The organism is uncultured Maricaulis sp. (assembly GCF_963975345.1).
Taxonomy (GTDB): Bacteria; Pseudomonadota; Alphaproteobacteria; order Caulobacterales; family Maricaulaceae; genus Maricaulis.
Map to the genome: position 1 here is coordinate 108,376 of NZ_CAXBGE010000012.1, position 24,664 is coordinate 133,039.

A 24,664-nucleotide genomic window follows, 5' to 3' on the forward strand; every position below is an offset into this window, starting at 1 on the left:
ATGATAGGTTTACGTTTGAAACCATCTCAGCCCTCACGCGAGAGCTGCTCCTTTAGAGCCTTGCGGGCGCGATAGATGCGCACTTCCACCGCTTTGGTCGACAAGGACATTACCGCGCCGATCTCCTCATGCGACAAGCCCTCGATGGCGGAAAGCAGCAAGGGGGTTCGAAGCCCCTCAGGGAGGGCCCGGATCAAGAGCTCGACTTGTGACAGCGCCTCCCGATCCGCGACTTCACGCTCTGGATCCGGTGTTGGCGAGGCCATCCGGTCCAACTGGTCGTCAATGCCGATCCAGCGCAGCGCGACGCGGCGGCGGTGATGGTCGCGCGCCTTGTTTCTGGCAATGACAAAGGCCCACGCCAGAAAGGGGCGTCCGGTATCGAAGCGGTGGAGAGACCGGAACAGCGCGACAAATGTCTCTTGGGCGACATCAGAGGCATCGGCGCGATCGTGAATCTGGTGCGAGAGAAAGCGAAAAATCGAGTCCTGATGGCGGCAGATCAACTGGCCGAAGGCCGGCTCGTTGCCGGATCGGGCCCGGATCACCAGCTCGGCATCGCTCGGCACCGCATCATCGCGGCTTTCAGTCCGCGGCATCTAGCGCTCGCGCCAAATGCCGGTCGAACTCGACGCGTTGGTCGGGGTCGAGTTCGGCGCGCATGGCCAGGATGTGGCTCAGGGTTTCCAATTGTAAATCACCCATCGCCTGATGAATGTCCGCCGCAGCGCGCGTGACGTCAGCGGAGAGCGCCTGATCTCGCAGCAAGGTTTCGGCGAGAACGTGGCGCGCGCTGCTCATTCGGGCTTCGTCATTGGCGCGTTGAGTCGCAAACTCGCGTTCCAGCATGGCAATCGCCGCTTCCTGGTGTTGGGTCAGGACGAGGTCTTCATGCACGAGGTCATGGAAATTGGTCTCGACTGCGGGGCCACCCGCGAGGAAGGTCAACCCCAGCCAAACACCGAGGAAGCCGCCCAACAGACCCAGAACTGTTGCGACAAGTCCGGTGCGAAGCATCAGTGCCGGTCCTCCCGTGGATCAAGTTTCGAGGCTATCAAATAGGACGAGTTCGCCCGAAATACATCCAATTCATCATGCACGTGCGGTGCCGATATCGCGGCCCCCGAAATGCCGCCAATCACCAGCGCCAGTGCCGCAGGCGCCGCCCGCCAAGCGATCGCGGGCGCCAGTATGCTCCAGCTGGCCGTCAGGCGTTGCAGCCCGTTCGCATTCCGCCGGATCCTGTCCCAGACCCCGGCTTCGAACGCGCCCGTTTGCTCCAGCGCGGGCTTGTCTTTCAGCCCACGAAGGAGCCGGTCGAGATCATTGTCATCCATGAGACACCCTTTCTTCAGGAGGTGTGCAGATGCCGGATGCGCCAGCCGGCCTCCGTGCGGGTCAACACCGCTGTGCCGTGACCGTCGCGCGTGCGTTCTTCACCGCGCATCGTATATTCCATACGAATATCGAAGGTCGCGACCGCCAGGTCATGATCCACCTCAACCGAATAGCCCGACCAGTCATAGACTTGGAAGCTGACGTCCTCGGAGGCGAACTCCGGCGCAAGATGATGGTCGCGATAATCAGCCCAACCAATATTGACACCTGAGCCCTCGAATATCGTGAAGACGTCGCCCTCGGCGAGAACCCAGTCCTGCGCCGCCATAACGTCCTCATCGGCCAGTGCGATTGAATAGGATTCAAGCACGGCACTGATGTCTGCCGGTTCATCGGCCGAAGCGATTCCGGCACTGAACAAGACGACCGCACTGGCTGCCAAGATTTTATACGTGTTCATGATCCCATTCCCATCAAATGGTTCATGCCGCCATGCGCCAGTGAACCGCCAAGAAAACCATTGATTGCCACCGCTGCTGCAGCCGCAAACAGGCTCAAATTCATCACGAAACCTGAAAGCCCGCTTGCGCTCTTCCGGTGCCACTCTACGGCCGCCACAACGCCAAACAGTCCCACCGCCAGCGATGAACCGATCCAGCGATGCGCCAGCATGATACCGGCCTCGTCGCTCGCCATCGGTCCGGCATGGGCCCAGCCTAACAGGCCGGCAGCCAAGCCGCCAAGCGCGCCGGTCCAGACCAGAAACCGAACCGTGTCGGCATTGGTGACGCGCACACCAGCCAGATTGAGCGCTTGGGCCAATGCAGCCGCCAGGATCAGGGCGATCGGGAAATGCACCAGGAGCGGATGGTAGACACCCAAGCTTTCTATCGATTTTTCAAGCGGCGTATTGGCACCATTATCACCCCAGTGACTATGCCCGGCGCCGCCGTGATGGCCTTCCTCGCCTTCACCACCATGCTCGTGCGGCAGGGCCTCGTCATGATGGTCCTCAGCCGCCTCGGCACCATGCTCATGCGGCACGGCCTCGTCATGATGGCCAGCGGCAGGAGTTACGCTACCCGGCTGGTGCGCAGAGGCCGCGTCGTGATCATGCGGCGCAACGAGGTCATGGTGCGACGCATCAACCTCCGCTTCGGGGATTTGTTCCGGTGCAGCGACCGCCTCGGCGGCAGTCGCGGCGCCTGCGTGTTCCTCGGGCGGGTGCGCCCATGCCGGTTCAGTTGCTGCCAACGCCAAACTGGCTGTTGCCAAGCTCAACATCAAAACGCGTATTGCGGACATGATCCATTCCTCCAGAAGATCGCGGGGGTATTACGCGCCATTTCGCCGCACCCCTCAAGATGAGCGCAGCAGAGTCAGCTCAGCCGAACAACACTCAGGCCAGCCAGTCCCACGGCAGGGTCCAGCCACCCCGGCATGATCAACCAAAATGTTGTCAGGGGATGTCTTGCCTGCGGTTAGACTCATCGACCGACCCGCTTCCAGCCAAGGCCGGGCGTCTCGCATAGACCCCGCCGAAAAACCGAATCGGGTTGATATGGGCTGGAGCAATTTCAGCGCGTCGGTCTCATGATGAGGGGACAAGCGGTTGGCTGCGTAACACAAGAGATATCCTGGAGGACCGGTCGATCCTAAAACTGAAAACCATCGGCCAAGCCTTTTCCGGCCGCGATAATCGGCTGACCTCCCTGCGCCTTGCGCTGGCCGCAGCGGTGCTGGTTGAGCACGCTATCATCGTGACCCGTATGCCGGATATACCGCCCCCGCTCGCTCTCAACGGTTGGTCGCTCAGCTACGCGGCGGTGAATGCGTTTTTCATACTCAGCGGCTTCTTGATCACTGACAGTCTGGAGCGCCGGGCCGATGTTTTCACTTATGCAGCGTCACGCGCGCTTCGGATCCTGCCCGCCCTGGCCGCGCTTTCGCTGACGGCGGTCTTCATTATTGGCCCGGTTGTCACCAGCCTCGGCGCGGCCGACTATTGGACGACCCCGCAAACTTGGCTGTATCCGGTTCAGGTGTTGGGTTTCCTCGATACAGAGCACGGCCCGGCGGGGATTTACGCTGACCTGCCTCGGGCCGGCGAGTTTTCCGCTACGCTGTGGACGCTGCGGTATGAGGTGGTCGCTTATCTTGCCGCCGCTGTCGTATTTTTCACCCCCATCCCTTGGGGGAAATGGTCGCATCTGCTTCTGTTCGCGATTACCTCAACCGCGTTTCTGGGCCTCGCCCTTTTCTGGGTCGATGCACCGGCCGTGATCATGAGCGCCGCACGCCTTTCGACTGCCTTCACGCTCGGAATGGTCGTTTACGGATGGCGTGATCACTTGCCGCTGGTTCCGGTGATAGCGGGTGTTGCGCTCCCGCTCTGGTTCCTTTCCGGTGACGCGGCTTGGGCAGAATTGTTCATGAATATCGCGATTGCATCGACCCTGTTTTGGATCGCCTTTGCCCGCTTGGGCGGACTGCCAACAGCGTCGCACATCCCTGACTGGTCCTATGGGATCTATATCTGGCATTATCCCGTCATGCAGACCGTGCTGTTCTTCAACCCGTCGGCAACGCCGCTGCTGATTGGCCTGATCTCGCTGCCGGCAACGGTTATCATCGCTGCGCTGTCCTGGAGTTGGGTCGAAAAACCCAGTCTGGCGCACAAGGCGGCGTTCGGATGCTGGCTACAATCGATATGGGTCCGATACAAGACGGCGGCCTCAACCGCCAAGGGAGAGTAAAATGATCAATCGTCGACAAGCGCTTTTGGGCGGGATCGTGTTCGCCGGCAGTCCGGGTTTGATCGCATGCTCCGCACAGGCCAACCCGTCAGTCCTGGTCTATAAATCCCCCACCTGTGGGTGCTGTAATGCCTGGATCGCGCATTTGCGCGAGAGCGGGTTCGAAGTAGAGCCACATGACCTGGACGATATGACGGTGATCAAGCAACGCCTCACGGTGCCCCAGGAGATGTGGTCGTGTCACACCGCCATCGTCGAAAACTACGTCGTGGAGGGTCATGTCCCGGCTGCGGAAATTACCCGCATGTTGGCTGAGCGACCGACCATTCGCGGCCTTGCAGTACCGGGCATGCCGGCCGGCTCGCCGGGAATGGAAGTTCCCGGCTACTCGCAGGCCTATACGGTCTGGTCCTTCGGCGATGCCGGCAGGGCCGCCTTTGCGCAATACGGCTGACGGCAAGAATTGCTCTTCGCCCCATGAGATATCGAAGTAGCGGGACCTGATTGCGGCATGTCGGTCACCCTCGTCTACCCACCTGTCGACGCTCGGAAAACTTGATAAATAAAATACCCTCCACTCGCACAATGCGTCAGCATTGTGATCTTCCTTGCGCAATTTTCGGCATTTTGTTGCGCATTATGTCGCAGCAGTGAAATTTTAATGCGACAGCATGACGCGGTTCAAACGGGCTCTCAGGCGTTGATCATCACACCGTCGGGGACTAAACCATAAATAGTTTATGGAAAAGGAGAGACCCGAATGAAAGCCTTTGTAAAAGCAGCCTTAGTCGCCGGAACGATCAGCCTGATGAGTGCGGGTGGCGCGTGGGCCGAAGATCATGAAATTCAGATGCTCAATCGCGGTGCCGACGGGAATATGGTCTTCGTTCCTGCTTTCCTGCAGATCGCTCCCGGCGATACGGTCACATTTTTGCCGACCAATCCCAGCCATAACGCCGAGACAATTCCCGGCATGCTGCCGGATGGTGCGACACCGTTCTCGGGCCAACTGAGCCAGGCCGTCACCGCGACCTTCGACCAGGCCGGCATCTACGGCGTTCGCTGTTCACCGCATTATGCCGCCGGCATGGTCGCGCTGATCGAGGTCGGCGACGGGACATCCGTCAATGGGGCCGCCGCCGCCGCGGTCCGGCACCCGGGGCTCGCCCGCCGCCGGATGGCGGCGCTCATCGCCGAAAGCGAAAACAACTGATCTGTGCGTTCACTCGTTCTGGAAGCGAGGCCGCGCACCCAATTGAAAGGGGATTTACATGACTTGTTTCAAGACAAAAAGACCCGGCCTTCTGGCAAGGTTGATGACGACAGCCGCAGCCGGCTGCCTGGTTCTCGCGGGCGCCGCGCCGGTGCTCGCCGACAACGGTCCGGATACCAACTTCCGCGTGACCGGCTTTGCAGATGCGAACTTCACCTATCTCGACAATGGGGTGACCACATCGTCGGAATTCTCGTCGATCCGGTTCAACCCGATCTTCCAGTTCCAGTATCAGGATTTCGTCCTGTTCGAGGCGGAACTCGAGATTGAAAACGCCGATGGCGGAACCACCACCGGGTTGGAATATGCGCAGGCCGATTTCCTGGTCCATCCGAATGCCGTGATCGTTGTCGGGCAATTTCTCAGCCCGTTCGGCCAGTTTATGGAACGGTTGCATCCGTCATGGATCAACCGCATGGCTGACATGCCGGCCGGCTTTGCTCACGGTGGAATCCAGCCTGCGTCTGAGACCGGTGTCCAGGTGCGCGGCGCATTCAATCTGAACCCCGGAACCTTCACCTACGCGGTTGCCGTCGGCAATGGTCCGCGGGTTGGCGAGGAGGCAGATACAGAGCTCACTGCCTATGATGGCGATGACAATGACAACAAGGCTATTTCCGGCCGGTTTGGTCTGCGGGTTATCCCGGATCTCGAGATCGGTGCATCGTTTCTGACGGCCAAGGTGCTGGGGCTGGAGTCTGAGGCCGGGCCGAGCCTGCTCGATCCGACCGAAGCTGATCTGATCCAGTGGGGAGCCGATTTCGCCTATACCGGCGGAGCTTGGGACATACGCGGTGAGTATATTGACAGCCGTCGTGACCCGATCAACACCGCCGTCGCCGGCGCTGTCGCCGTTGAAGCCTTCCCGACTCTGGAAAGCACGGCCTGGTATCTCCAGATGGCTTATCGCCTGTCGGGCACGGCCGAGTTTCCGGCAATGGCCAATCTCGAGCCGACCCTGCGCTATGGCGAATACGACATCGTCGGAAATGACGACCTCGCCATGCACGCACAGCGTCGGTGGGACGTTGGGGTCAATTACTGGTTCGCGCCGAGCCTGGTGGCCAAAACCGTACTGCAACGCCGTGAGTTCACGGCGCGGATGCCTGGCGATGTGAGCGAGGAAACGCGGTTGTTGGTCCAAATGGCCTACGGCTTCTAGAGATGGAGAAGACAATGTTCAGAACACTGATTATCGCAAGCGCGATTCTGGCCACTGGCGGCGCTTCTGCTGCCCTGGCACAGCAAGCTCCCGACGCCGCAGCGCAAGCGGCCGAGGATGCATACGCCGACCAGATCGGGCGTGGCGCCGAAGCCTGGGCCAACACCTGTAGCAACTGCCACAATATGCGCTCCCCGACTGAGCTCAGTCCTGCGGAATGGGACATGACGGTCAATCATATGCGGGTTCGGGCCAATATCCCCGGCGACGTTGCCGAGGACATCAAGGCCTTCCTGATGATGAGCTCGGAACCCTACGAGGACAATAACGCGGTGGATTCGCCCCCCGCCACGACCAACCCCGACTAAGTCGGTGTCCCGCGAAGCCGCTATGGGCCGGCGGGCTTCGACACAGTGACATCCAGCCTGACGGGCGCTTCGGCGCCCGTTTTTTTTGGGTTCACGAAGCGCCCGGCGTGAATGTGTGGCTCTTCAAGGGCTTCATAAGCCATCCAGATGAGTATTCACTGCTGCAAGGCAGGGGGTAGACCCCGCCGGACGGGATGTACCAACCGCTATCGGGGCTGTGAGGGGCGCGACTATTTTGGCCCCGCGGACCCTGCCGCAGGTCAACCGGCACGGGCGCAACCGCCTGAGAAACAATCAGGCACCGCGTCCGCCGCCAAGGTGGTTGCCGCACCGGAAGAAATCACTGGAGAAGACGTGGACGGTCGCTTCATGAACCGGCTGTACCGCAGATCCCGATACGGTTTCTGCGTACCAGACAGGCTGATCGGGACCATCACAATCAATGACGCTGAGGCGCCGCGACGGATTGTGATGGTCCCGATTTCATCCAGGCTCCGTCTTTCCTCTAGCCCTCACTTGGCAGGCGTTCGGGCAGCTGTCGCTGCTGCCGGCGCAGAACGATTGACTGCCAGATCAGGAAGGCCGCCGGGATCACCAGCAGGGTCAGCACGGTTGCGCTGATCATGCCGCCGACCATCGGCGCTGCGATGCGGCGCATCACTTCGGAACCGGTGCCACTGCCAATCATGATCGGCAGCAGGCCGGCGATGATCACGGCGACGGTCATCATGATCGGACGCACACGCAGCAGGGCACCCTCGATCACGGCCCCTGTCAGATCAGCGGGGTTCAACGCCCGCCCCTCGTCGGTAGCCAACTTCCGGCGGTCGGCCAGCGCGTGTTCAAGGTAGAGGATCATCAACACCCCGATCTCCACCGAGACTCCGGCCAAGGCAATGAACCCCACCCCGACAGCCACCGACATGTTGTAGCCGAGCAGGTCGAGCAGCCAGATGCCACCGACCAATGCCAACGGGAGGGTGCCAATAATCAGCAGGACGGGAATGATGCGGCGGAAATTCAAGAACAAGAGCAACACGATGATGATCAGTGTCACAGGAACCACCACGGCGAGCTTTGCCTTCGCACGCTCCATGAACTCATACTGTCCTGACCAGCGGATCGAATAACCGGGTGGCAATTCCAGCTGATCCGATAGTGTGCGTTGGGCATTGGCGACATAGGTGCCGATATCGACACCGGCGATATCGACATAAACCCAACCATTCAGCCGCGCATTCTCGCTGCGGATGACACCGGGCCCCGCACCGATCGAAATGTCAGCGATACGTCCGAGCGGAATCTGGGCCCCGGCCGGGGTGATCACCGGCAAGGACCTGAGTTGCTCAGGCGATCCCCGATAATCGCTCGGATAGCGAATATTGACCGGATAACGCTCCTGCCCCTCGACACTCTCGGTCACCGTCATGCCACCAATCGCGGTGCGGATGACATCATGGACATCGGCGACATTGAGGCCAAAGCGGGCGGCCTCAAGCCGATTGAGATCGATATCTACAAAGCGTCCGCCGGTGACCCGCTCGGCATAGACCGAGGCAGTACCGGGAACGCCGCCGATAATGTCTTCGATCCGCTCTCCGATTTCGGCGATAACGGCCAGATCGGGCCCGGCGATCTTGATCCCGACGGGCGTCTTTATCCCCGTTGCCAGCATGTCGATGCGGGCCCGGATCGGCATCACCCACGCATTCGTCAGGCTGGGGATATCGACGAGTGAGTTCAGTTCCGCACGAATATCGTCCATCGTGACACCGGGGCGCCATTCATCGCGCGGACGCAACTGGATCGTGCTTTCGATCATCGACATCGGTGCCGGATCGGTGGCCGTGTCGGCGCGGCCAGCCTTGCCGTAAACCGTCAACACCTCGGGAACCGTCATGATCAGCCGGTTGGTCTGCTGCAGGATTTCGGCCATCCGGCCCGCCGAGGCGGCGGGGTAGGCACTGGGCATGTAGAGAATGTCACCCTCGTCGAGGTCAGGCATGAATTCGCTGCCCATGCGCGACAATGGCACCGCCGAACTGGCCAGCACCAACACGGCCAGACCGATCATCGCCCAGGGATGGCCCAGAACCAGCTTGATGAAAGGGCGATAACCGGCGATCAAAATCCGGTTAACCGGATTCTTGTGCTCCGGCGTGATCTTGCCGCGAATGAAGAACCCCATCAGCACGGGGACCAGCGTGACCGATAGACCCGCCGCCGCCGCCATCGCATAGGTTTTGGTGAAAGCGAGCGGATGAAACATCCGCCCCTCCTGGGCTTCCAGGGCAAAGATCGGCACAAAGCTGAAGGTGATGATCAGGAGCGAAAAGAACAGCGCCGGACCGACTTCGGCCGCGGCGTCGCCAACAATGCGCCATCGGTTCTCCGGCGTTAGCGGTTCTCGCTCGATATGCTTGTGCAGGTTTTCGATCATCACGATCGCTGCATCGACCATCGCGCCGACGGCGATCGCGATACCTCCGAGCGACATGATATTGGCGTTGATGCCTTGGGCGTTCATCACCGCAAAGGCAGCCAATACACCGAGCGGCAGGCTGAACACGACCACCAGCGAAGAGCGAATGTGGAACAGGAAGATCACGCACACCAGCGCAACGACGATAAATTCCTCGATCAGCTTTTCGCTCAGGGATTCAACAGCCCGATCAATAAGGCCCGCCCGGTTATAGGTGGTGACAATTTCGACGCCGTCAGGCAGCGAGGCACGCAATTCGTCCAGCCGGTGCTCGACCCGTTCAATGGTCGCCTGCGCGTTCTCACCATAGCGCATGATGATGACCCCGCCGACAGCCTCGCCTTCACCATTCAGCTCACCGAGTCCGCGCCGCAATTCAGGCCCGATACGAATGTCCGCAACGTCGGAGAGAAGGATCGGCGTGCCAGCATCGCTCAACCCGACCGGGATCGCCCTGAGATCGTCTATCCCTTCGATATAGCCCGAGGCACGCACCATGTACTCGGCTTCCGCCATCTCGATGACGCGGCCGCCGCTTTCCTGGTTGCCGCGCTGAATCGCCGTGCGCAGATGCGACAATGGGATGCCATAGGCGCGCAGGCGGTCGGGATCGGCCACCACCTGGTATTGCCGCACCATGCCGCCAATACTGGCGACTTCCGAAACGCCCTCAATCGTTTGCAGTTCGAATTTCAAAAACCAGTCCTGGATCGAGCGCAATTGCGCCAGATCGTGCTGGCCGGTCCGGTCGACCAACGCATACTGATAAATCCAGCCAACCCCGGTGGCGTCAGGGCCCAACTCCGGCGAGGCGCTTGCGGGCAAGCGCGGCGCGACTTGACTGAGATATTCGAGCACGCGCGAACGGGCCCAGTAGAGATCCGTTCCGTCCTCGAAGATGATGTAGACATAGCTGTCATTGAAGAAGGAGTAGCCCCGCACCGTCACCGCGCCGGGCACGGCGAGCATCGCGGTCGTCAATGGGTAAGTGACCTGGTCCTCCACCACCTGTGGCGATTGCCCGGGATAGGTGGTCTTGATGATGACCTGGACATCAGAGAGGTCCGGGATCGCATCCAGCGGCGTGCGTGATAGCGAATACGTGCCAAACCCGGCCAGCAAAACAGCGAGAATGAGCACGATGATCCGGTTGGTGATCGACCATCGAATGAGGGACGCGATCATGGCCGCTCTCCTTCAATTGCAGTGTGAGCCTCGATAGCGGCCAGCTGCCAGCCGGATGCTTCGACTTCGATGAGTTCAAAATCAACGCTCTGTCCCGGCTCGATCTCTGACAGATCAACATCAGCAAGGGCGTTAAACATCGTCGTTCCAGCCGGACGATCCAGCTCGGAGATAGCCGGGTGTTCGATCTCGATCATGCTGTGACCGGACATGAGCGAGATGACAGTGCCGCTTGCGCGGACAGCGATGGGCGCCGCGTCAGCCACCAGGACGGGTTCATGTATCACCTCGCCTGGAGGGCTCATCCGGAGCATCGCGCCCTGAATGCTCGCTTCAGAATCGAGCAGGAACTGGCTCGACACCACGATCCGCTCGCCGGCGGCAAGACCGGAAAGTACTTCCACCATGCCGCCGGATTCGGCGCCGGTCATGATGCTGGCGGGACGATAATGCCCGTCACCTTCGGCCAGAATGACCCGTTCGGAACGGCCAGTCCGGATCACCGCCTCAAGCGGGATTTGCAGGACATCGGCGCGCGGTTCGGTCTCGATCGCGATATTGAGATACATGTCGGGACGCAAAGCACCGTCGGCATTGTCGAGCCGGATTCGGACAGGCACTGAGCGGGTCTGCGGGTTCACCGTCGGGTAGACATATTCGACCTCACCGACCCATTCCCGGCCCGGCAAAGAGCGCGTCTCCAGTCGAGCGTGATCGCCGGCGCTGACGCGTTGTGCGTCGTCCTCAAAGACGTCCGCGATCACCCACACGGTTTCCAGATCGCTGATCGTCATCAGCTGGCCGCCGGGCCGGACAAAAGCCCCATTGCGGATGCCAATGGCGATAACAGTGCCGTCTTGCTGCGCACGAATAGCCACCGTGCGACCGGCAATGCCGCGCCGCGCCAGTTGGGTGATCTGGTCAGAGTCCATGCCCAGAGAGACCAGGCGCGACCTTGCAGCCTGCCTCAGGGAGTCGCGCCCGATCTGTACAGCCTGAAGGTATTCGGCCTGTGCCGTTGCAATAGCCGGGGAATAGAGTTCAAGCACGACCTGTCCGCGCGTCACCGGGTCACCGATGGCAGACACCGGCAGGCTCTCGATCCAGCCTTCGGCGCGGACATCAATCATCGAGGTCAGACCATCGACCGGTCTGACATAACCCACTGTGGAGAGAGTGCGGTTGAAACTGCCGCGAACGACAACATCCGTGCGCACGCCAATATTGTTTTCAACGACCGGGTTGATGCGGATGGCACCATCAGCCGGGGCCGTGTCATCGCTCTCATAGACAGGGACCAGATCCATGCCCATCGGCGATTTGCCGGGGTTATCGCTGCGAAAACTCGGATCCATAGGGGCAGCCCAGTAGAGCACACGCGGAGCGTCCGCCGAGCCCGATTGACCGCCCCCGGGATTGAACACGGCCATCAGGCCCAGGCCTGCAACGAGGCCGACGAGCAACAAGCCCAGAGCGGCGAACGGATTACGGATATTCATGAGGGATCTCCGACGAGAAACATGAGCCGGGCCTGAGCTTTCAGGGCATCGACCTGGGTTCGGTAAAGGGCAAGCTCGGTATCGAGCAGGGCAAGTTCAGCGCGGACCAGTTCGGCGAAGTCAGCACGCTCATTGCCGTAGGCGAGCAGAACAGCCTGTTCCGTCTCGCGCGAGCGCGGCAATACATCCGTCCGGTAGAGCACGACATTCTCGGTCAATCGCTGAAAGCTGGCATGGCTCGCTGTCAATTCGCGGCTCATCTCCAGCAGCGCCGTATCACGGTTGAGCACCTCTGCCTCACGCTGGCTGCGCGCCGAAGCGACACCGGCATCCTGACCGCTGTGCCCGAACAGGGGAATTTCAACGCCAACAGCGACGGAGGCCAGATCGGAACGGCTGTCGCGCAGGCCGTAGCCGGCTTCGAGCGAAAAACCGGGCCGGTAGCGCTGTTGCGCCAGCTCGACGCCGCGATCGCGCGCTGAAATGCGCGCGTCGATTATGGCGATAGACGGATGGCGCACCAATTGTGCCCGCATGGCGTCAGGCTCATCGGGTGCCGGCAAGACTGGCCATTGCGGCGTCAACGAGCGGGCAGCGACCGTATCGCCGAGATAACGTCCCAACGCCGCTCGCGCGACCTCGCGATTGCGCTCAATCTCGACCAAGCGCGTCGTCAGCGTCTGGAGCTCAAGGTCAATCCGGATCACGTCATGACTGTTGCGATTTCCGGCGGCAAAGCTGGCCGACGCGATCTCGCCCAGTTGCGCCACTGTGGTCCGGCGTTCTTCGATCAGGGTCGCCGCCCGGTCCAGGTAATATAGCTCCAACCAGGCTTCGCGCACGCTCAATCGGATACGCCGGCTTTCCAGCGCCATCGCAGCGCGAGCCGAACGCGCTTCCCACTCGCGAATTTCCCGCGACAGGCGTTGTGTGTCGCCGCGTGGAAACATCTGGCGAATACTGACCTGGGTCTGTGTCATCCCCTCACGATTGGGGTCGAAATCGCTCAGGCGCATATTGGCCAACCCGACCCTTAGCGTCGGATCAGGTAGTGCCGCGTCGGCGATACCCTGGCTGTCGAGCGCTTCGGCACGGGCGCGCCAGACCTCGACAGACGGCTCTTCGGCCTGACTGGCCAGCAGCACGGCTTCGGGCAATGACAAGGGGTAGTCTTGGGCTTGGGCAAGGCCGGCGGTGCTCAATATGAGCGCCGTCACGGCCAGGCGGGCCAGTACAGAAGAGCGCATCAACGCCTCCAATTCTCTGAAACAACACGAAAACCCGCGCGATGGCGGTGCTTGTCGTCAGAGTTTTGGCGGCTGTTTGGGTATCGGGAGCGCGAAACTGTGCGGACGGCTGGAGATCGCCCGGCTCCGGGCTTCGAGGCCTGGGTCGGGACGGACCAGCTGAGCACCTTCAAGGGTACCTGCCACTATGGAACCGGTCATCATGGCGCAATCGGGCGAGGGGCAATTCATATCGCTATCGCAGGGATGGTCCATTTGCATGGCACCGTGCGTGGCCTGCCCATCCGCGCCGGTGGCATGAGGGCAGCACGCCTGAATGCCGGCGCAGGAATCGTCGGGAATTGACGCCAGTGAAGACCCGGCCAACATCGCCCAAGCCACAGCCAAGGCGGCAAGAAGCGTGACTACGCTCCTCGTCCAGCTGCCCTGTCTGTGCTTTGTTGCGAACATGTTTGCTACTGCCTATCGAACCCCGTCAACGAGGCCAGCTATCGAGATTACACGGTCAAGAACCCTATCCCTCAATTTTTTGCAATTCGGCGTATCGTCGCACCGCCCTGCCAAGCGACTCGGTGAATGGGTGACACGCTCCACCTATTCCCGTCACGGTTTCAACGGAATAACCCTAGCCCCGTACCGCAGGAAATGAACGGAGACGGCCAACGACCACGCAACGTCCTGCCGCGCCATGCCAAACTGAAGGCCATTGTGCGCTGAGGCGTCGGCCTCAGCTTGATCCGGGCGTCAGGCCCATCCGGGTGGCGTGCCAAGAGGCTTCGGCGCGCGAGGAGATGCCCAGCTTGCGGTAGATCGACTTGATATGACTGGCGACCGTGCTTTCGGCGACACCGAGATCGGCTGCGACATCGCTATTGCGCAGGCCGCGCCCGATCAGCGCCAACACATCGCGTTCGCGCGCCGTCAGGCCCTCATCGGGATTGGCGGCGGGACCGGTCAGGCGGAAATGCGCCATGATCCGGCGCGCCACCGAAGGCGAAATCGCGGGCAGGCCCTCGGCCAGTTGCAGCAATTGCCGCGTCAACAGTTCGGCCGGATTCTCCTTCAGCAAATAGCCTTGAGCCCCCGCCGACAGGGCTGCCACGATTGAAGCATCATCGCCCATCACGGTGGTGACAATCGGGACCGCCGTCGGACAGACCCGGCACAGACAGCGCAGGACTTCCAGCCCGGACCCGTCGGGCAGACCAAGATCGATCAGTGCCAGATCATAATCCGCCTCGGCGGCGGCCTGGAGGCCAGCACGCATCGTCGCTGCCTCGCTGATTTCGCAGGCCGGAAAGGCGGCCCGTGCAATCTCGCACAGCCATTTGCGCGTCTCGCCGACATCTTCGACGATCAAAATCCGGTTCATGCGACTGCTCCTCGACGCGGCAGCGGAAAGCTGGCGGCCAGCCGCGTGCCCGCGGCGGAGGGGAGGATCTCGAGACGCCCATCCAGCCCGGCAAGCCGGCCCTGCATATTGGCCAACCCGTTGCCGCCGGTCCGATCCGCCGGATCGAAGCCCGATCCATCATCCTCGATCACCAGCTCGGCCCGGTTGCCATCATAGCGGATCTCGACCCGCATCACGCTGGCGCCGGAATGCTTGAGAACATTGCTCGCGGCCTCGCGCAGCAGGGAGCGCAAGGCATGGCCGGCTTGCGGCGGCAGGCCCGCCAGATCGCCCGCCTCATTGACCCATTCCAGCGCGATCCCGACCGAGGCGAGACGCTCGGCGGTCTCAAGGCGCAAATCGGCCAGGGTTTCATCGAGCGAGCGGGTGCCGCCTGAGGCGTCATTGATGATATCGCGCAGATCGGTCAGGGTTTCGCGGATCATCGAATTCTTGCGGTCGTCGTCACGGCTGTGCAGGGCGCCCAGCAATTGGGCGCCGATATTGTCATGCATGTCGCGCGCAATCCGGGTCCGCTCCTCGGTGACGCCGCGATCATAGGCATCCCGGCTGGCATCGGCATGCGCCATCATTTGCACCAGACGCTGGGCGGTTTTGACGTGGGAGGGGCCGAACAGGGCCCGGCCGGCCCAGGGATAGCGCAGGCTCAGAGCCGAGATATCGCCGATCGGCGGCAAGACGAGTTCAATCCCGTCCTCACGAATGGCCGGTTCGGCCACCGCCTCGTCTGTCCCGTGGCAATCGAGCGGGTCGAACAGCCGGGTGACCAGTTGGCGCCATTGCCCGGCGCGCTCACGCAGCGAAGTCTGAAAGGCGAGATCCACGACGGCGTGGAAGAGTTCCTGTTCGCTCAAGCCGGGCTGCGGCACGAAGCGCCGCGCGACGGCATCGCGCAGCGGCAGATAGAGAAAACCGACGACCAGCAGGGAAATCCCGATCGCCGGGCCCGGGCGCAGCGAGAGCAGACCGACCAGCGCCGCATCGAGCGCCACCAGGATCAGCGTACCGACGACATAGAACAGGATGCGAAACGCCCACTCACCCAGTTCGAACAGCCGGTATTGCCGCAGACCGGCCGCGACGCCGATATAGATCAGGAGGAAACAGGCGAAGGCATAACCGGCCTTGATCGGTGCCGGATGTCCCAGCACGGCCGGCAGGGCGATCAAGCCGATAAATCCACCCGCCCCGAACAGCACTGAAAGCCCGAACCAGATCGCGACAGCGCGGTCTTTCGGTGCCTTTGCCGTCGCAAGGAATTGAGCCGCAACGGCCAGGAAAATCCCACCCATCTCCACCAAGGTGATCAGGTGAACCGAAGACCAGGCGGGCATCCGGCCCAGCAGGGTCGCGACTGTCCAGAGCGCAAAGCCAACGCTGCTGACCAGCGCCAGCGATCGCCAATTCGGCAAGCGGACCGGATAGACCAGAAACAGCACGATCATCGCTGCGCCAAACAGGGTCGCGCCGCCGGCATTGAGCCACATCAGGAACACCGCAAGGCTGCGCGGTTCGATCACGGCGCCCGAACGGCTCGCCGCCGCCAAGGTGAAGATCAGGGTCGCCAGACCGCTCAGAGCGAACAGGCGCGTCGCCAGCTCACGCGGCCGCAGCGCCCAGACCCAACCGGAGATCGTCATCGCCCCAAGGCCGACAGCCAACTGGACCCAGAAGATCAGCGCCAGGGGGGTCACAGGGTCGGATCCGAGCGCCAGACGGAATGTCACCGCAGCCATCGCCAGCGCGAACAGCACGATGCCGGCCAGCCGCGCGCTCGGCGTATTGAAGCGAACCCGCTCCACGCCGGCGGCCAGTCGGCGGCCTGTCGCACTATCCCCCGGCTCACTCATCTCCGTCTCGTCTCCTGCCGAACCCGCACGACGCTTCGGCCAAGCCTTGCGTCCAAGGCCATCCTTACCCGTGCCAACCACTCCGGCGAACTCCCCGGAACAGGGGATGGCGGCACCGGAGCCGCGCGGATTAACTCAGTACAAATATCAGGATAACCGTCCCAGCCAAGCGTGAACTCCCAAGGTGAACACGGCAGGGCCAATCGAAAGGGGCAAGCATGAAACTCGCACTCCGGGCCGCACTGATGGGCATCGCCATCACCCTGACGGGCTGCAGCAGCGTCGTCGATAATTTCGTCACCGGCGGACCGCTTGTCCGTGAAGGCGAACAGACCGGCGTCATCCAGGTCGTGAACCGGTCCGGCTATGCCCTGACCTCGGTCCTGCTCGCCCGCTGCAGCGCCCCTTCCTATGGCCTCAACCGCCTGCCCAACGGCGTCCGTATCCGGCCTGGCCAAAGCTACACCTTCCGCGTCGGAGCGGGCTGCTGGGCGGTCCTCGCCGGACTGGCCGGGCAAGAGGCGCGCCAGGACCTGCAGGTCCGAGCCGGTGGCGGCATGATCTACACCGTGACCGGTTGATCGGCTGCCCACGCATCCACCCATCGTTTCAGAAAGGATATCCCATGAAAGCTTCCCTCACCGCCGCCGCCCTGGCCTGTCTGACAACAGCCGCCGCCCTAGCTCAGCCAGCGACCTTCGGCGCCGTCAATCTTCGCGCCGGGTTCACGCCGGACCCATTCCGGGTCTCAATAACCTCTGGCGGAGTACTCGATGCGTCGTCCATCGCGTCCGGCTGTCGTGGCTGGATCGCCAACAATATGGATTATCAGGTCCACTACGTCGCGGGCACATTCAATTTGAGTTTTTCTTCGACTTCAAATTCCGACACCACGCTGATGGTGCGGGCCCCTAATGGCAATCTGTATTGCGATGATGATAGCGGTAATGGTCTCAACCCGATCGTCACCATCGGAAACCCGCAATCGGGCACCTATAATGTTTGGGTCGGCTCTTACCAGAATGGTGAATATGCCCAGTCAACGCTCTCGATCTCGGAACTCGGCCGACAATAATCACACCAGTCCCAGGGGGGACGCGATCTGGCGGCACCTGGCTTGCTCACGGGCAGCCGGCCGCCAGATCGCAGGTCTTTTAGTCTTGCCGTTTGAAGCGGCGTTGATAGAGAACCGCCAGCAAGCCGTTGATGAGGACGAAGGGCAATACCAGCCACTGGGAAACCACATCACCCCAAATTGTGTCGGCCAGAAAAATCACCGCCACCCATAAGAGTGCATGCAACATCATCAGCAGCGTCAACCGTGACTTGGAGCCGAACCGCTCGTTCGATACACCCCGAACGGCACCGCCATTGGCCAGCAAGACTCGCGTCCAATTGGCCGCTGCCAGGCCAAAGCCTGCCAATACGATGGCACCGGCAACCGGCATCATTTGCTCGGCTGGCCACCAGATCCAAACCGCCAAAGCGGCCAGACCGGCACCAACCAGCACCGTGGCTGCAAAGCGTTCAGCCGCCAGAACCGGGGCCGAATTCTCAGCCCGCGCTGCCAGCGGCAGCACCAGTTTGGGCAATTGATTGCCGAGCAGGAGCAGCAGCAGCGCGAGCGATGCGCCAACGCCACGCTTGGCAAGATTACGATCGATCAGCTCAAACTCACCAGCCAGCGCTATCCCCAGCACAGCGACGATCGAAATGAGTATCAACACTGCACTGATGCGGTGTCGGGATGTCTTGTTATCGGCGGTCATATTTCTGTTTCCTTCTTTACGCCCAGCGCTGAGGCGGGCTCGGATTTCAGGGTCATTTCCCAGCCGAACAGGCGTGCAAATCCCAGCAAGGCGTCTTCCAGCACCGACAGCTGCAATTGATACACGACTGATTTGCCGTGCTTTTCCGAAACCACCAGACCGGCTTCACGCAGGATCGCGAAATGCGCCGACATGGTCGATTTCGACACTTCGAACTGATCCGCCAACTCACCGGCGCTCAGCGGACCTCGCTTGAGCAATTCCAGCACACGGCGTCGGGTTGGGTCGGACAGGGCTTTAAAGGCGTTGTTCATGATTCGATATTTCGCTGATTATCAAAATGAATGCAAGTAAAAAATGCTGCTTCGCGCCCGACTGAGCCACTTTTGCCTGTCAGGACAGGTGTTTGCCCGAGCCAGTTCGATGCAGTACCGGAGCGCCCTCGCCCGGCTCTGGCGGGGTAAAGTGCGGGCAATCCACCGACCGCAGGATATCGGCGATCACCGCCAACCGAGTCCGCTTCTTGCTATCGGCAGCGACGACGCGCCAAGGCAGATCCTCCGAACCCGTCTCGGCGAGCATGCGGTCACGGGCGCGCGAATAATCGTCGAACTTTTCCAGCGCGACGGCATCGATCGGGCTGATCTTCCAGGACGTGAGCGGACTGGTCTTGCGTTCGGCAAGACGCTCGGCCTGCTCGGAATAGGAAATATCGAGATAGTATTTCAGCACCGTTGTGCCCGAGGACACCAGCAGGCGCTCGAAGGTGAGCACGTCACGGAAGAAGCCCTCGTATTCCGTTTCGCTGCAAAACCCCATCACCCACTCGACCCCGGCCCGATTGTACCAAGAGCGGTTGAACAGCACGAACTCGCCATTGGCCGGCAGATGCGGCACGTGGCGCTGGAAATACCAACTCGAACGGTCGCGGTCAGACGGCTTGCCCAACGCCACGACCCGCGTCTCGCGCGGGCTCATATGGCGGGTGATGCGTTTGATCAAACCGTCTTTGCCGGCTGCATCGCGGCCCTCGATCAAAACCAGCAGGCGTTGGTCGCTGGCGATGAGATGCCGCTGCAGCATCACCAACTGGATCTGGAGCTCACGCAGGCGGGACTTGTAATCAACGGACATTGTACGGAGCGCTCCATGCCTGCGGGACCGACGCAATAATGCCGCATCGGCTCAAGTTTTCCAAAATCATTGCCTATGCGCGAAATTCGCGTCATTTTGCTGGCGCTTTTGGGGGAATAATCATGCGTTGGATCGTCATTACAGTCGCGGTTCTCGCCGCTCTTGTTTCGCTCGCGGCCTGGGGTCCAGGCTCGATCAATGCGATGCGGCTGGTCAATGCACCAGCTGACCCGGCGCTGCAGCCGCTGTTCGACCCGATCCAGCAACCATTGCGCACCGAACGCGCCGATCTGCATGGCGCCGAAGATCTCGAGCCCGGCCCTGATGGCCGCCTGTATGCCAGCCTCGCCGATGGCCGGATCATGGTGCATGAGGCCGGCGGTGACTGGGTGGAGTTTGCCAATACCGGCGGCCGGCCGCTCGGCCTGTCCTTCGCGCCGGACGGATCGCTCTTCGTCGCCGACGCGCTGCGCGGCCTCTTGCACCAGACCAGCGAAGGCTGGGATGTCTGGATCGGCGCCGCGCCCGACGGACCGCTGGTTTTCCCCGACGACCTGACGGTGCTCGCCGACGGCCGCATCGTGATGACCGACGCCTCGCTACGCCATCCCTATGGCCACCACTTGGAATCCTTCCTCGAGTCGGAACAGACCGGGCGCATCCTGCTGGTCACAGGCCCTGGCGATTTCACCGAGCTCGCAGGCGGGCTGGGCTTTATCAATGGGGTCGACCATGATCCGGCAACCGGGCTGGTCTATATCAATGAAACCTGGACCGGTCGCATCTGGCGCCTCGATCCCGATAGCGGCGAAATGAGTGTGCTGATCGAAGGCTTGCCCGGCTATCCGGACAATCTTGAATTCGACAACGCGACCGGGCTGATCTGGGCCGCCATGCCCTCCTTGCGATCACCCGATCTGGAGGCGCTGCACGCACAGCCCTTCGTCAAACGCCTGGTCTGGCGCTGGTTACAGATTGCCGGGCTTCCGCCCCTGCCCGACCGGCCCGCCATGGCCATTGCTGTCGATCGTGACGGCCACGCTGTCTATGGTCTCACCGGCCCCGTCGAAGCCCAAGAGGGGACGACAACCGCGCTGGTGTGGAATGGCGAGTTGTGGACGGCCGGGCTTGATCGCGACGGCATGACGGTGTTTGCCGCACCGGGCAGCGGCGAGAGCGAATAGGCTTTCAAACCGTCAGCACAACGCGGCCCCGCCAGAGCGGGACCGTCTTGTTGCGCCCTGCTGGTTGCCTAGTGATGCACCGAATTTGTCGCAGACGCATCGCCTGATTTGCCAGAGGTGGAAGCTTGCTCGCTGGGCGGCTCCATCATGGCGAGGCAGACCTTCATCTCGACGCCGGTGGCATCGTCGAGCGCTTCCAGCGCCGCGGCGCGGCCGGTGACATCATTAGGCGCCAGACCGCCCAGCACCCGGTCGTGCAGATGCTGGCACTCCACCATCGTCGGTGCGGGCGTCGCATTTGCGGAATCATCCTTGCCCTGCGCGAGCGCGGCCCCTCCAAGCAAACCCATGCCTGCGGTAGCCATCACCGCAAAAACAAACGATTTCATGATACTTCTCCTGAATGACCAAGGGGCGACGGCCCCGAAAGGGCACACTCACGATCCGCGACACGATAGTGCGCCGGTCGCCAAGACAGAGTTGAAACGCCTGTGCCCCAGGCGTCGGCAAGCCGGTCTCAGAACCGGGATGCGCGGCGAGCATTCTGTCGGAATCAGGGCGATATTATGGCGCAGGTCGATGTCATTTTTGTAACCTTCAGCTCACCGGCACGGGTGCCGCCGCGCCGTCCGACCTGGGCTCATTCGTCGTCACAGCCTTGACGCAGAGCCCAATCCCTCAACGCCGCCGTTTCTGCGCCATCGAACGCAAAAGCGTAATTGCGCCATCGCTGTTTCGCGCTGGAATAGAGTTCCTGCGTGACCTGGTTGGCGCTGGGCGTGTTGATCCGACCGCGCTTGCGAGCCGTTTCAAAGAAGCGGGCCTGAGCCTCTTCCCACTCCAGCCCCAGACCTTGCATGACGCGACTGACCACGCCCTCAAGATCGTCGAGCAAATCCTCATAGGCCACAGTCTCGACACGCGGTTTGCGCCAGTCGACGAAGTCCTGCCATAGCGCGAAACTGCCGTCATAGAGCCGATCTATCCGCTCAAGACTGGTCATGTTGAGCATGGCGTTATTGGGCTTGTAGTCCTGGGCCAGATTGCTGATCGCGACATCAAACGGATGCCGCCGGGCCAGGATGAAAGTCGCGCGCGGCAGGATCCGGTTGATCATTGGAGCCCAGTTCATATTCAGCGGAAGCTTGTCGATATAGACGCGCTCGTCTGAGAGCGGGTCGTCGGCAAAACCGGCCATCTGCTCGAGATAGGCGGTGCGCAATGTGCCCGGATCGCTCGCATCGAGCTGGTCGAGCCATGCCTCGGTGAAGTTGGACTCGTCGCCACTCATCCCGCCGGCGACACTGCGCAGGGCGTTGATGAGTACTTTCTGTTCCTCAACGATCCGCACCCGTGAGTGCGAGCGCAATATCGTGTCGAGCAAGGTGGTGCCTGAACGCGGGAAGCCAACGAGGAAGGCGATATTGGCCGGTCCGGCTGCCGCATCCGCAACGGCATTCCGGCCCGATGCGATCTCGGCACGCAAACGCCGGTGCAGGCTCTCGATCCGCCGGGTGATCATGGTGTGATCACATGGCCCTTCGGCCTCCCACACCACTTCACGCAGCCGATTGCCCGCCTCAAAGGCGGCATACGCTTCAAAATGGTAACCGCGTTTGTCCTCGATCGCCCCGAGCGTGAATTGGCGGCTGCGTATCTGGTCCGGCTCACCGGGCTTGGCGAGGGCGCGTGTGATACTGGCCTGCGCCTCGTCCAGTCTTCCAACCCGCAGCAAGGCCCGCGCCTGGGAATCGAGCAGATCGGCCCGGTCAAAATCAGCGCCAGCGCCGCGCGCCGTCTCAAGCAGGTTCAGCAGGGCGGCCGGATCAAGCTGTTTGTCGTAAAAGGCGGCAGCCCTGACAATCAGATCCGGATTGACCGGATCAAGCCTCAATGCGGCATTCCAGAGCCGATCGGCCTCGTCCGTCCGCCCCTCGGCATTGCCCACGAGCTCGGCCAGCAGCGCCCGGCATTGCGCATCCGACGGCGTGATCGCCAAGGCGCGGCGCGCGCAGATTTCGGCATAGCCTGCACGGCCACAGGCCCGGGCGGCCGCGACCAGCAATGTCCAGACGGCCACCGATTGCGGCGCGATCCAGACGAGTTCCCCGGCTTGAGCCAGCGCTTGATCGAAACGGCCAGCTTCGAGCGCGGCCGCAGCCCCGGCGAACAGGGCATTGCCTTCAGCAGCGCTGACCCGGCTGGTGAAACCGTCCAGATTGGCCGGTGCAGAATGCCCCGGCGGACATTGTGCTGCCGCCGCGCGCAACGCCGCATCATTCGGCTGCGAGCCACAGGCCTTGACCAACAGGCTGGCCGCCCGCTCGCGCTCGCCACTCTCCAGCAGCGCCCGCGCCAGGGCGATGGTGAAACCGGCATTGCCCGGCTGCAACATCACCGCGCTCATCAACGCCGGCAAGGCGTCGCCGGAACGCCCGGTGAATAACAACACCGCACCGAGATGATAGTGGGCAACGGCCAATTGTGGTTCGAGATCGAGCGCACGGCAGAATGCGGTACAGGCATCGTCCTGCGCCCCCGCCGCGAGCAGATCACTGCCCTGGCGCATGATTTGAGCCGCAGTTTCAGTCATGGGCATCCTCGGGCAAGATCGGTCCTGATGACCAGATAGCCGCGATGCCGCTGCCGGGGCAAGCCGGGAACTGGGCTGAACGTGATGGATCGCCGGGCCCCGGTTTTCGCTGCCGATTTGACGCCCCGGCCCGAGCGGGACACTAATCATCTCTGGATTTGCGAGGAGCTGCCGATGAACGTCCTGCGTCACCTATTGCTGGCCGCTGCTGTGTCCTACGGGCTTTCCGGCCTGTTCTGGCTGGTTCTCAACGTGTTCAACCTGCAAGGTTTCATCGCCGTTTCCGCCGCCTGCGCCCTCGCCGGCGCGCTCGCGGGCTGGCTGTCAGGTCGGCGATTATGGGTCACAGCGGGCGCGACGGCGGTGATCCGGCTGGTCGCATTTTTCCTGATGACGGGCGGGTTTGGGACGCCGTGATCTGTCCGTCGACTGCGCACCGAATTGCCGAAGATTCGGTCAATTCTGGCGCGCAGCAGACTGCAAGGCGGCTATTCGCTATTTTTTGATACGATCGCCGAATACCAGCAGGAACAGGCCGCCAAGGCTGGCTGCAATGCCGCCGATCATATAGAACATGGTGCGGTCGGTATATCGGCCGGTCAGCGCTTCGGTGATTTGATCAGCCGGGGCGTTCGTCCCCTGCACAGCAAAAATCAACAGGACGATACCAATCGCCAAAGCAATAAATCCAAACACTTTTGATTGCGTCATCGGTCGGGTTCTCTCTCGTGATTGAGCATTCTGCCGCCGCAATAGTTCCGGGCATCCGGATGCGGCTAAACAGACAAGCCACGATTACAGTACACTTTTTCGTTTAGTTGCACCAGACAATTAACAAGATTGTGGCGACAGAGTCTGGGTGACTTGCCGCTCCACAGCGCCCTGTCCCTCGCCTCTTCCAATAAACTCACCGTCATCCCACGGTGCGCGAAGCGCGTCCGGGGGACCTCAGCGGTGACGTTAGTGATCAGCGATTGCGGCACGTGCTTACCACCGGATCGCTAGGGTCCCCCGGACACTCAGCCGCGCTGGCGCGGCCAAGCACCGTGGGATGAAGGTGGGGTGTTTTTGTGGCCCGCCTGTCCCCTCGCCGACATGACTTATCCCCGCCCCTTCACGATTATCCCACGTCACCCCGGCGAACGCCGGGACCTCGACGTGACAGGTGCGGAGCCTATGAAGTGGAGGTCTCGACTGGAGTTTACCCCCGCGCAGGCGGGGGTCAGGATGACGAATTTTGAGGGATCTTATCCCCACCCCCTCCACCTGCGCGTATGCTTGCAGCGTTCCGGTCGCACGGGAGGCACGAGCTCAGTCATTTGCGGCGGTCGGGAGCGTGCAGCCTGTCCGGGCAGAGGGGTGACATCCCGAGCGCTGGCAGGGCGTCCATTAAGGTCTGACGGCACTAAA

General features: G+C 61.7%; 25 protein-coding genes. 9 read left to right on the forward strand and 16 right to left on the reverse strand.

Features of this window, described 5'->3' with window-relative positions; all coding sequences use genetic code 11:
- Positions 1 to 26 precede the first annotated feature (26 nt).
- From AAC029_RS13435 to AAC029_RS13455, 5 genes are read right to left on the reverse strand one after another with little or no spacing between them, the layout of a single operon-like run.
- On the reverse strand, positions 27 to 599 hold the full coding sequence (locus AAC029_RS13435; protein WP_339748672.1) for an RNA polymerase sigma factor: 573 nt from the start codon (positions 597 to 599) through the stop codon (positions 27 to 29).
- A complete protein-coding gene (locus AAC029_RS13440; protein WP_339748674.1) occupies positions 586 to 1,017 on the reverse strand; it encodes a periplasmic heavy metal sensor in 432 nt (143 codons plus the stop codon). The genes AAC029_RS13435 and AAC029_RS13440 overlap by 14 nt, the downstream gene beginning before the upstream one ends.
- Positions 1,017 to 1,337 carry a hypothetical protein gene (locus AAC029_RS13445; protein ID WP_339748677.1) on the reverse strand — a complete coding sequence of 107 codons (321 nt, stop codon included), beginning with the start codon at positions 1,335 to 1,337 and terminating at the stop codon, positions 1,017 to 1,019. The genes AAC029_RS13440 and AAC029_RS13445 overlap by 1 nt, the downstream gene beginning before the upstream one ends.
- A gap of 14 nt (positions 1,338 to 1,351) precedes the next feature.
- Positions 1,352 to 1,798: a nuclear transport factor 2 family protein gene (locus AAC029_RS13450; RefSeq protein ID WP_339748679.1), complete on the reverse strand. Its 447-nt coding sequence runs from the start codon at positions 1,796 to 1,798 to the stop codon at positions 1,352 to 1,354.
- A complete protein-coding gene (locus AAC029_RS13455) occupies positions 1,795 to 2,643 on the reverse strand; it encodes a DUF2231 domain-containing protein (protein ID WP_339748682.1) in 849 nt (282 codons plus the stop codon). Before AAC029_RS13455 ends, AAC029_RS13450 begins: the two co-directional genes overlap by 4 nt.
- A 251-nt stretch (positions 2,644 to 2,894) precedes the next feature.
- Here AAC029_RS13455 and AAC029_RS13460 point away from each other — a divergent pair, with 251 nt between their 5' ends.
- From AAC029_RS13460 to AAC029_RS13480, 5 genes are all read left to right on the forward strand, one after another.
- Positions 2,895 to 4,094, forward strand: coding sequence for an acyltransferase (locus AAC029_RS13460; protein ID WP_339748684.1), 1,200 nt, complete (start codon positions 2,895 to 2,897; stop codon positions 4,092 to 4,094).
- A 1-nt stretch (position 4,095) separates the two neighbouring features.
- Positions 4,096 to 4,548 carry a DUF411 domain-containing protein gene (locus AAC029_RS13465; protein WP_339748686.1) on the forward strand — a complete coding sequence of 151 codons (453 nt, stop codon included), beginning with the start codon at positions 4,096 to 4,098 and terminating at the stop codon, positions 4,546 to 4,548.
- 306 nt (positions 4,549 to 4,854) lie between these two features.
- Positions 4,855 to 5,307, forward strand: a complete 453-nt coding sequence (locus AAC029_RS13470; RefSeq protein ID WP_339748688.1) for a pseudoazurin — start codon at positions 4,855 to 4,857, stop codon at positions 5,305 to 5,307.
- 103 nt (positions 5,308 to 5,410) lie between these two features.
- Positions 5,411 to 6,529 carry a porin gene (locus tag AAC029_RS13475; RefSeq protein WP_339748691.1) on the forward strand — a complete coding sequence of 373 codons (1,119 nt, stop codon included), beginning with the start codon at positions 5,411 to 5,413 and terminating at the stop codon, positions 6,527 to 6,529.
- Positions 6,530 to 6,543: 14 nt separating this feature from the next.
- Positions 6,544 to 6,897 carry a hypothetical protein gene (locus AAC029_RS13480; protein ID WP_339748694.1) on the forward strand — a complete coding sequence of 118 codons (354 nt, stop codon included), beginning with the start codon at positions 6,544 to 6,546 and terminating at the stop codon, positions 6,895 to 6,897.
- 505 nt (positions 6,898 to 7,402) lie between these two features.
- On the opposite strand, the gene AAC029_RS13485 is transcribed toward AAC029_RS13480, so the two are convergent.
- The 5 genes from AAC029_RS13485 to AAC029_RS13505 all read right to left on the reverse strand — a co-directional run bounded on the left by AAC029_RS13485 (position 7,403) and on the right by AAC029_RS13505 (position 16,574).
- Complete coding sequence (locus AAC029_RS13485) at positions 7,403 to 10,564, reverse strand: efflux RND transporter permease subunit (RefSeq protein ID WP_339748696.1); 3,162 nt, start codon at positions 10,562 to 10,564, stop codon at positions 7,403 to 7,405.
- Entirely contained in the window at positions 10,561 to 12,063 is a 1,503-nt protein-coding gene (locus AAC029_RS13490) for an efflux RND transporter periplasmic adaptor subunit (RefSeq protein WP_339748698.1), read from the reverse strand. The genes AAC029_RS13485 and AAC029_RS13490 overlap by 4 nt, the downstream gene beginning before the upstream one ends.
- Entirely contained in the window at positions 12,060 to 13,310 is a 1,251-nt protein-coding gene (locus AAC029_RS13495; RefSeq protein ID WP_339748700.1) for a TolC family protein, read from the reverse strand. The genes AAC029_RS13490 and AAC029_RS13495 overlap by 4 nt, the downstream gene beginning before the upstream one ends.
- A 727-nt stretch (positions 13,311 to 14,037) precedes the next feature.
- Entirely contained in the window at positions 14,038 to 14,682 is a 645-nt protein-coding gene (locus AAC029_RS13500) for a response regulator transcription factor (protein ID WP_339748703.1), read from the reverse strand.
- Complete coding sequence (locus AAC029_RS13505) at positions 14,679 to 16,574, reverse strand: ATP-binding protein (protein ID WP_339748706.1); 1,896 nt, start codon at positions 16,572 to 16,574, stop codon at positions 14,679 to 14,681. Before AAC029_RS13505 ends, AAC029_RS13500 begins: the two co-directional genes overlap by 4 nt.
- 218 nt (positions 16,575 to 16,792) lie before the next feature.
- Here AAC029_RS13505 and AAC029_RS13510 point away from each other — a divergent pair, with 218 nt between their 5' ends.
- On the forward strand, positions 16,793 to 17,155 hold the full coding sequence (locus tag AAC029_RS13510; protein WP_339748708.1) for a hypothetical protein: 363 nt from the start codon (positions 16,793 to 16,795) through the stop codon (positions 17,153 to 17,155).
- 44 nt (positions 17,156 to 17,199) lie between these two features.
- Positions 17,200 to 17,649 carry a pre-peptidase C-terminal domain-containing protein gene (locus AAC029_RS13515; RefSeq protein WP_339748712.1) on the forward strand — a complete coding sequence of 150 codons (450 nt, stop codon included), beginning with the start codon at positions 17,200 to 17,202 and terminating at the stop codon, positions 17,647 to 17,649.
- A 79-nt stretch (positions 17,650 to 17,728) separates the two neighbouring features.
- Here the strand turns inward: AAC029_RS13515 and AAC029_RS13520 are convergent, their stop codons facing one another.
- The 3 genes from AAC029_RS13520 to ppk2 form a co-directional block, all read right to left on the reverse strand.
- On the reverse strand, positions 17,729 to 18,343 hold the full coding sequence (locus tag AAC029_RS13520; RefSeq protein WP_339748714.1) for a hypothetical protein: 615 nt from the start codon (positions 18,341 to 18,343) through the stop codon (positions 17,729 to 17,731).
- Positions 18,340 to 18,657, reverse strand: coding sequence for an autorepressor SdpR family transcription factor (locus AAC029_RS13525; RefSeq protein ID WP_339748716.1), 318 nt, complete (start codon positions 18,655 to 18,657; stop codon positions 18,340 to 18,342). Before AAC029_RS13525 ends, AAC029_RS13520 begins: the two co-directional genes overlap by 4 nt.
- 79 nt (positions 18,658 to 18,736) lie before the next feature.
- Positions 18,737 to 19,477 carry a polyphosphate kinase 2 gene (gene ppk2, locus AAC029_RS13530; RefSeq protein ID WP_339748720.1) on the reverse strand — a complete coding sequence of 247 codons (741 nt, stop codon included), beginning with the start codon at positions 19,475 to 19,477 and terminating at the stop codon, positions 18,737 to 18,739.
- A gap of 122 nt (positions 19,478 to 19,599) precedes the next feature.
- On the opposite strand from ppk2, the gene AAC029_RS13535 reads away from it, so the two are divergent.
- The gene (locus AAC029_RS13535; RefSeq protein ID WP_339748722.1) at positions 19,600 to 20,661 is read left to right on the forward strand and encodes an SMP-30/gluconolactonase/LRE family protein; all 1,062 of its coding nucleotides are present in this window, start codon (positions 19,600 to 19,602) and stop codon (positions 20,659 to 20,661) included.
- A 68-nt stretch (positions 20,662 to 20,729) separates the two neighbouring features.
- Here AAC029_RS13535 and AAC029_RS13540 read toward each other — a convergent pair whose 3' ends face one another.
- Positions 20,730 to 21,050, reverse strand: a complete 321-nt coding sequence (locus AAC029_RS13540) for a hypothetical protein (protein WP_339748724.1) — start codon at positions 21,048 to 21,050, stop codon at positions 20,730 to 20,732.
- A gap of 251 nt (positions 21,051 to 21,301) precedes the next feature.
- A complete protein-coding gene (locus tag AAC029_RS13545; protein WP_339748726.1) occupies positions 21,302 to 23,254 on the reverse strand; it encodes a sulfotransferase in 1,953 nt (650 codons plus the stop codon).
- Positions 23,255 to 23,428: 174 nt separating this feature from the next.
- Here AAC029_RS13545 and AAC029_RS13550 point away from each other — a divergent pair, with 174 nt between their 5' ends.
- The gene (locus tag AAC029_RS13550) at positions 23,429 to 23,671 is read left to right on the forward strand and encodes a hypothetical protein (protein ID WP_339748729.1); all 243 of its coding nucleotides are present in this window, start codon (positions 23,429 to 23,431) and stop codon (positions 23,669 to 23,671) included.
- A gap of 78 nt (positions 23,672 to 23,749) precedes the next feature.
- Here the strand turns inward: AAC029_RS13550 and AAC029_RS13555 are convergent, their stop codons facing one another.
- Positions 23,750 to 23,965, reverse strand: coding sequence for a DUF3185 family protein (locus tag AAC029_RS13555; protein ID WP_339748731.1), 216 nt, complete (start codon positions 23,963 to 23,965; stop codon positions 23,750 to 23,752).
- Between the last annotated feature and the right edge of the window lie 699 nt (positions 23,966 to 24,664).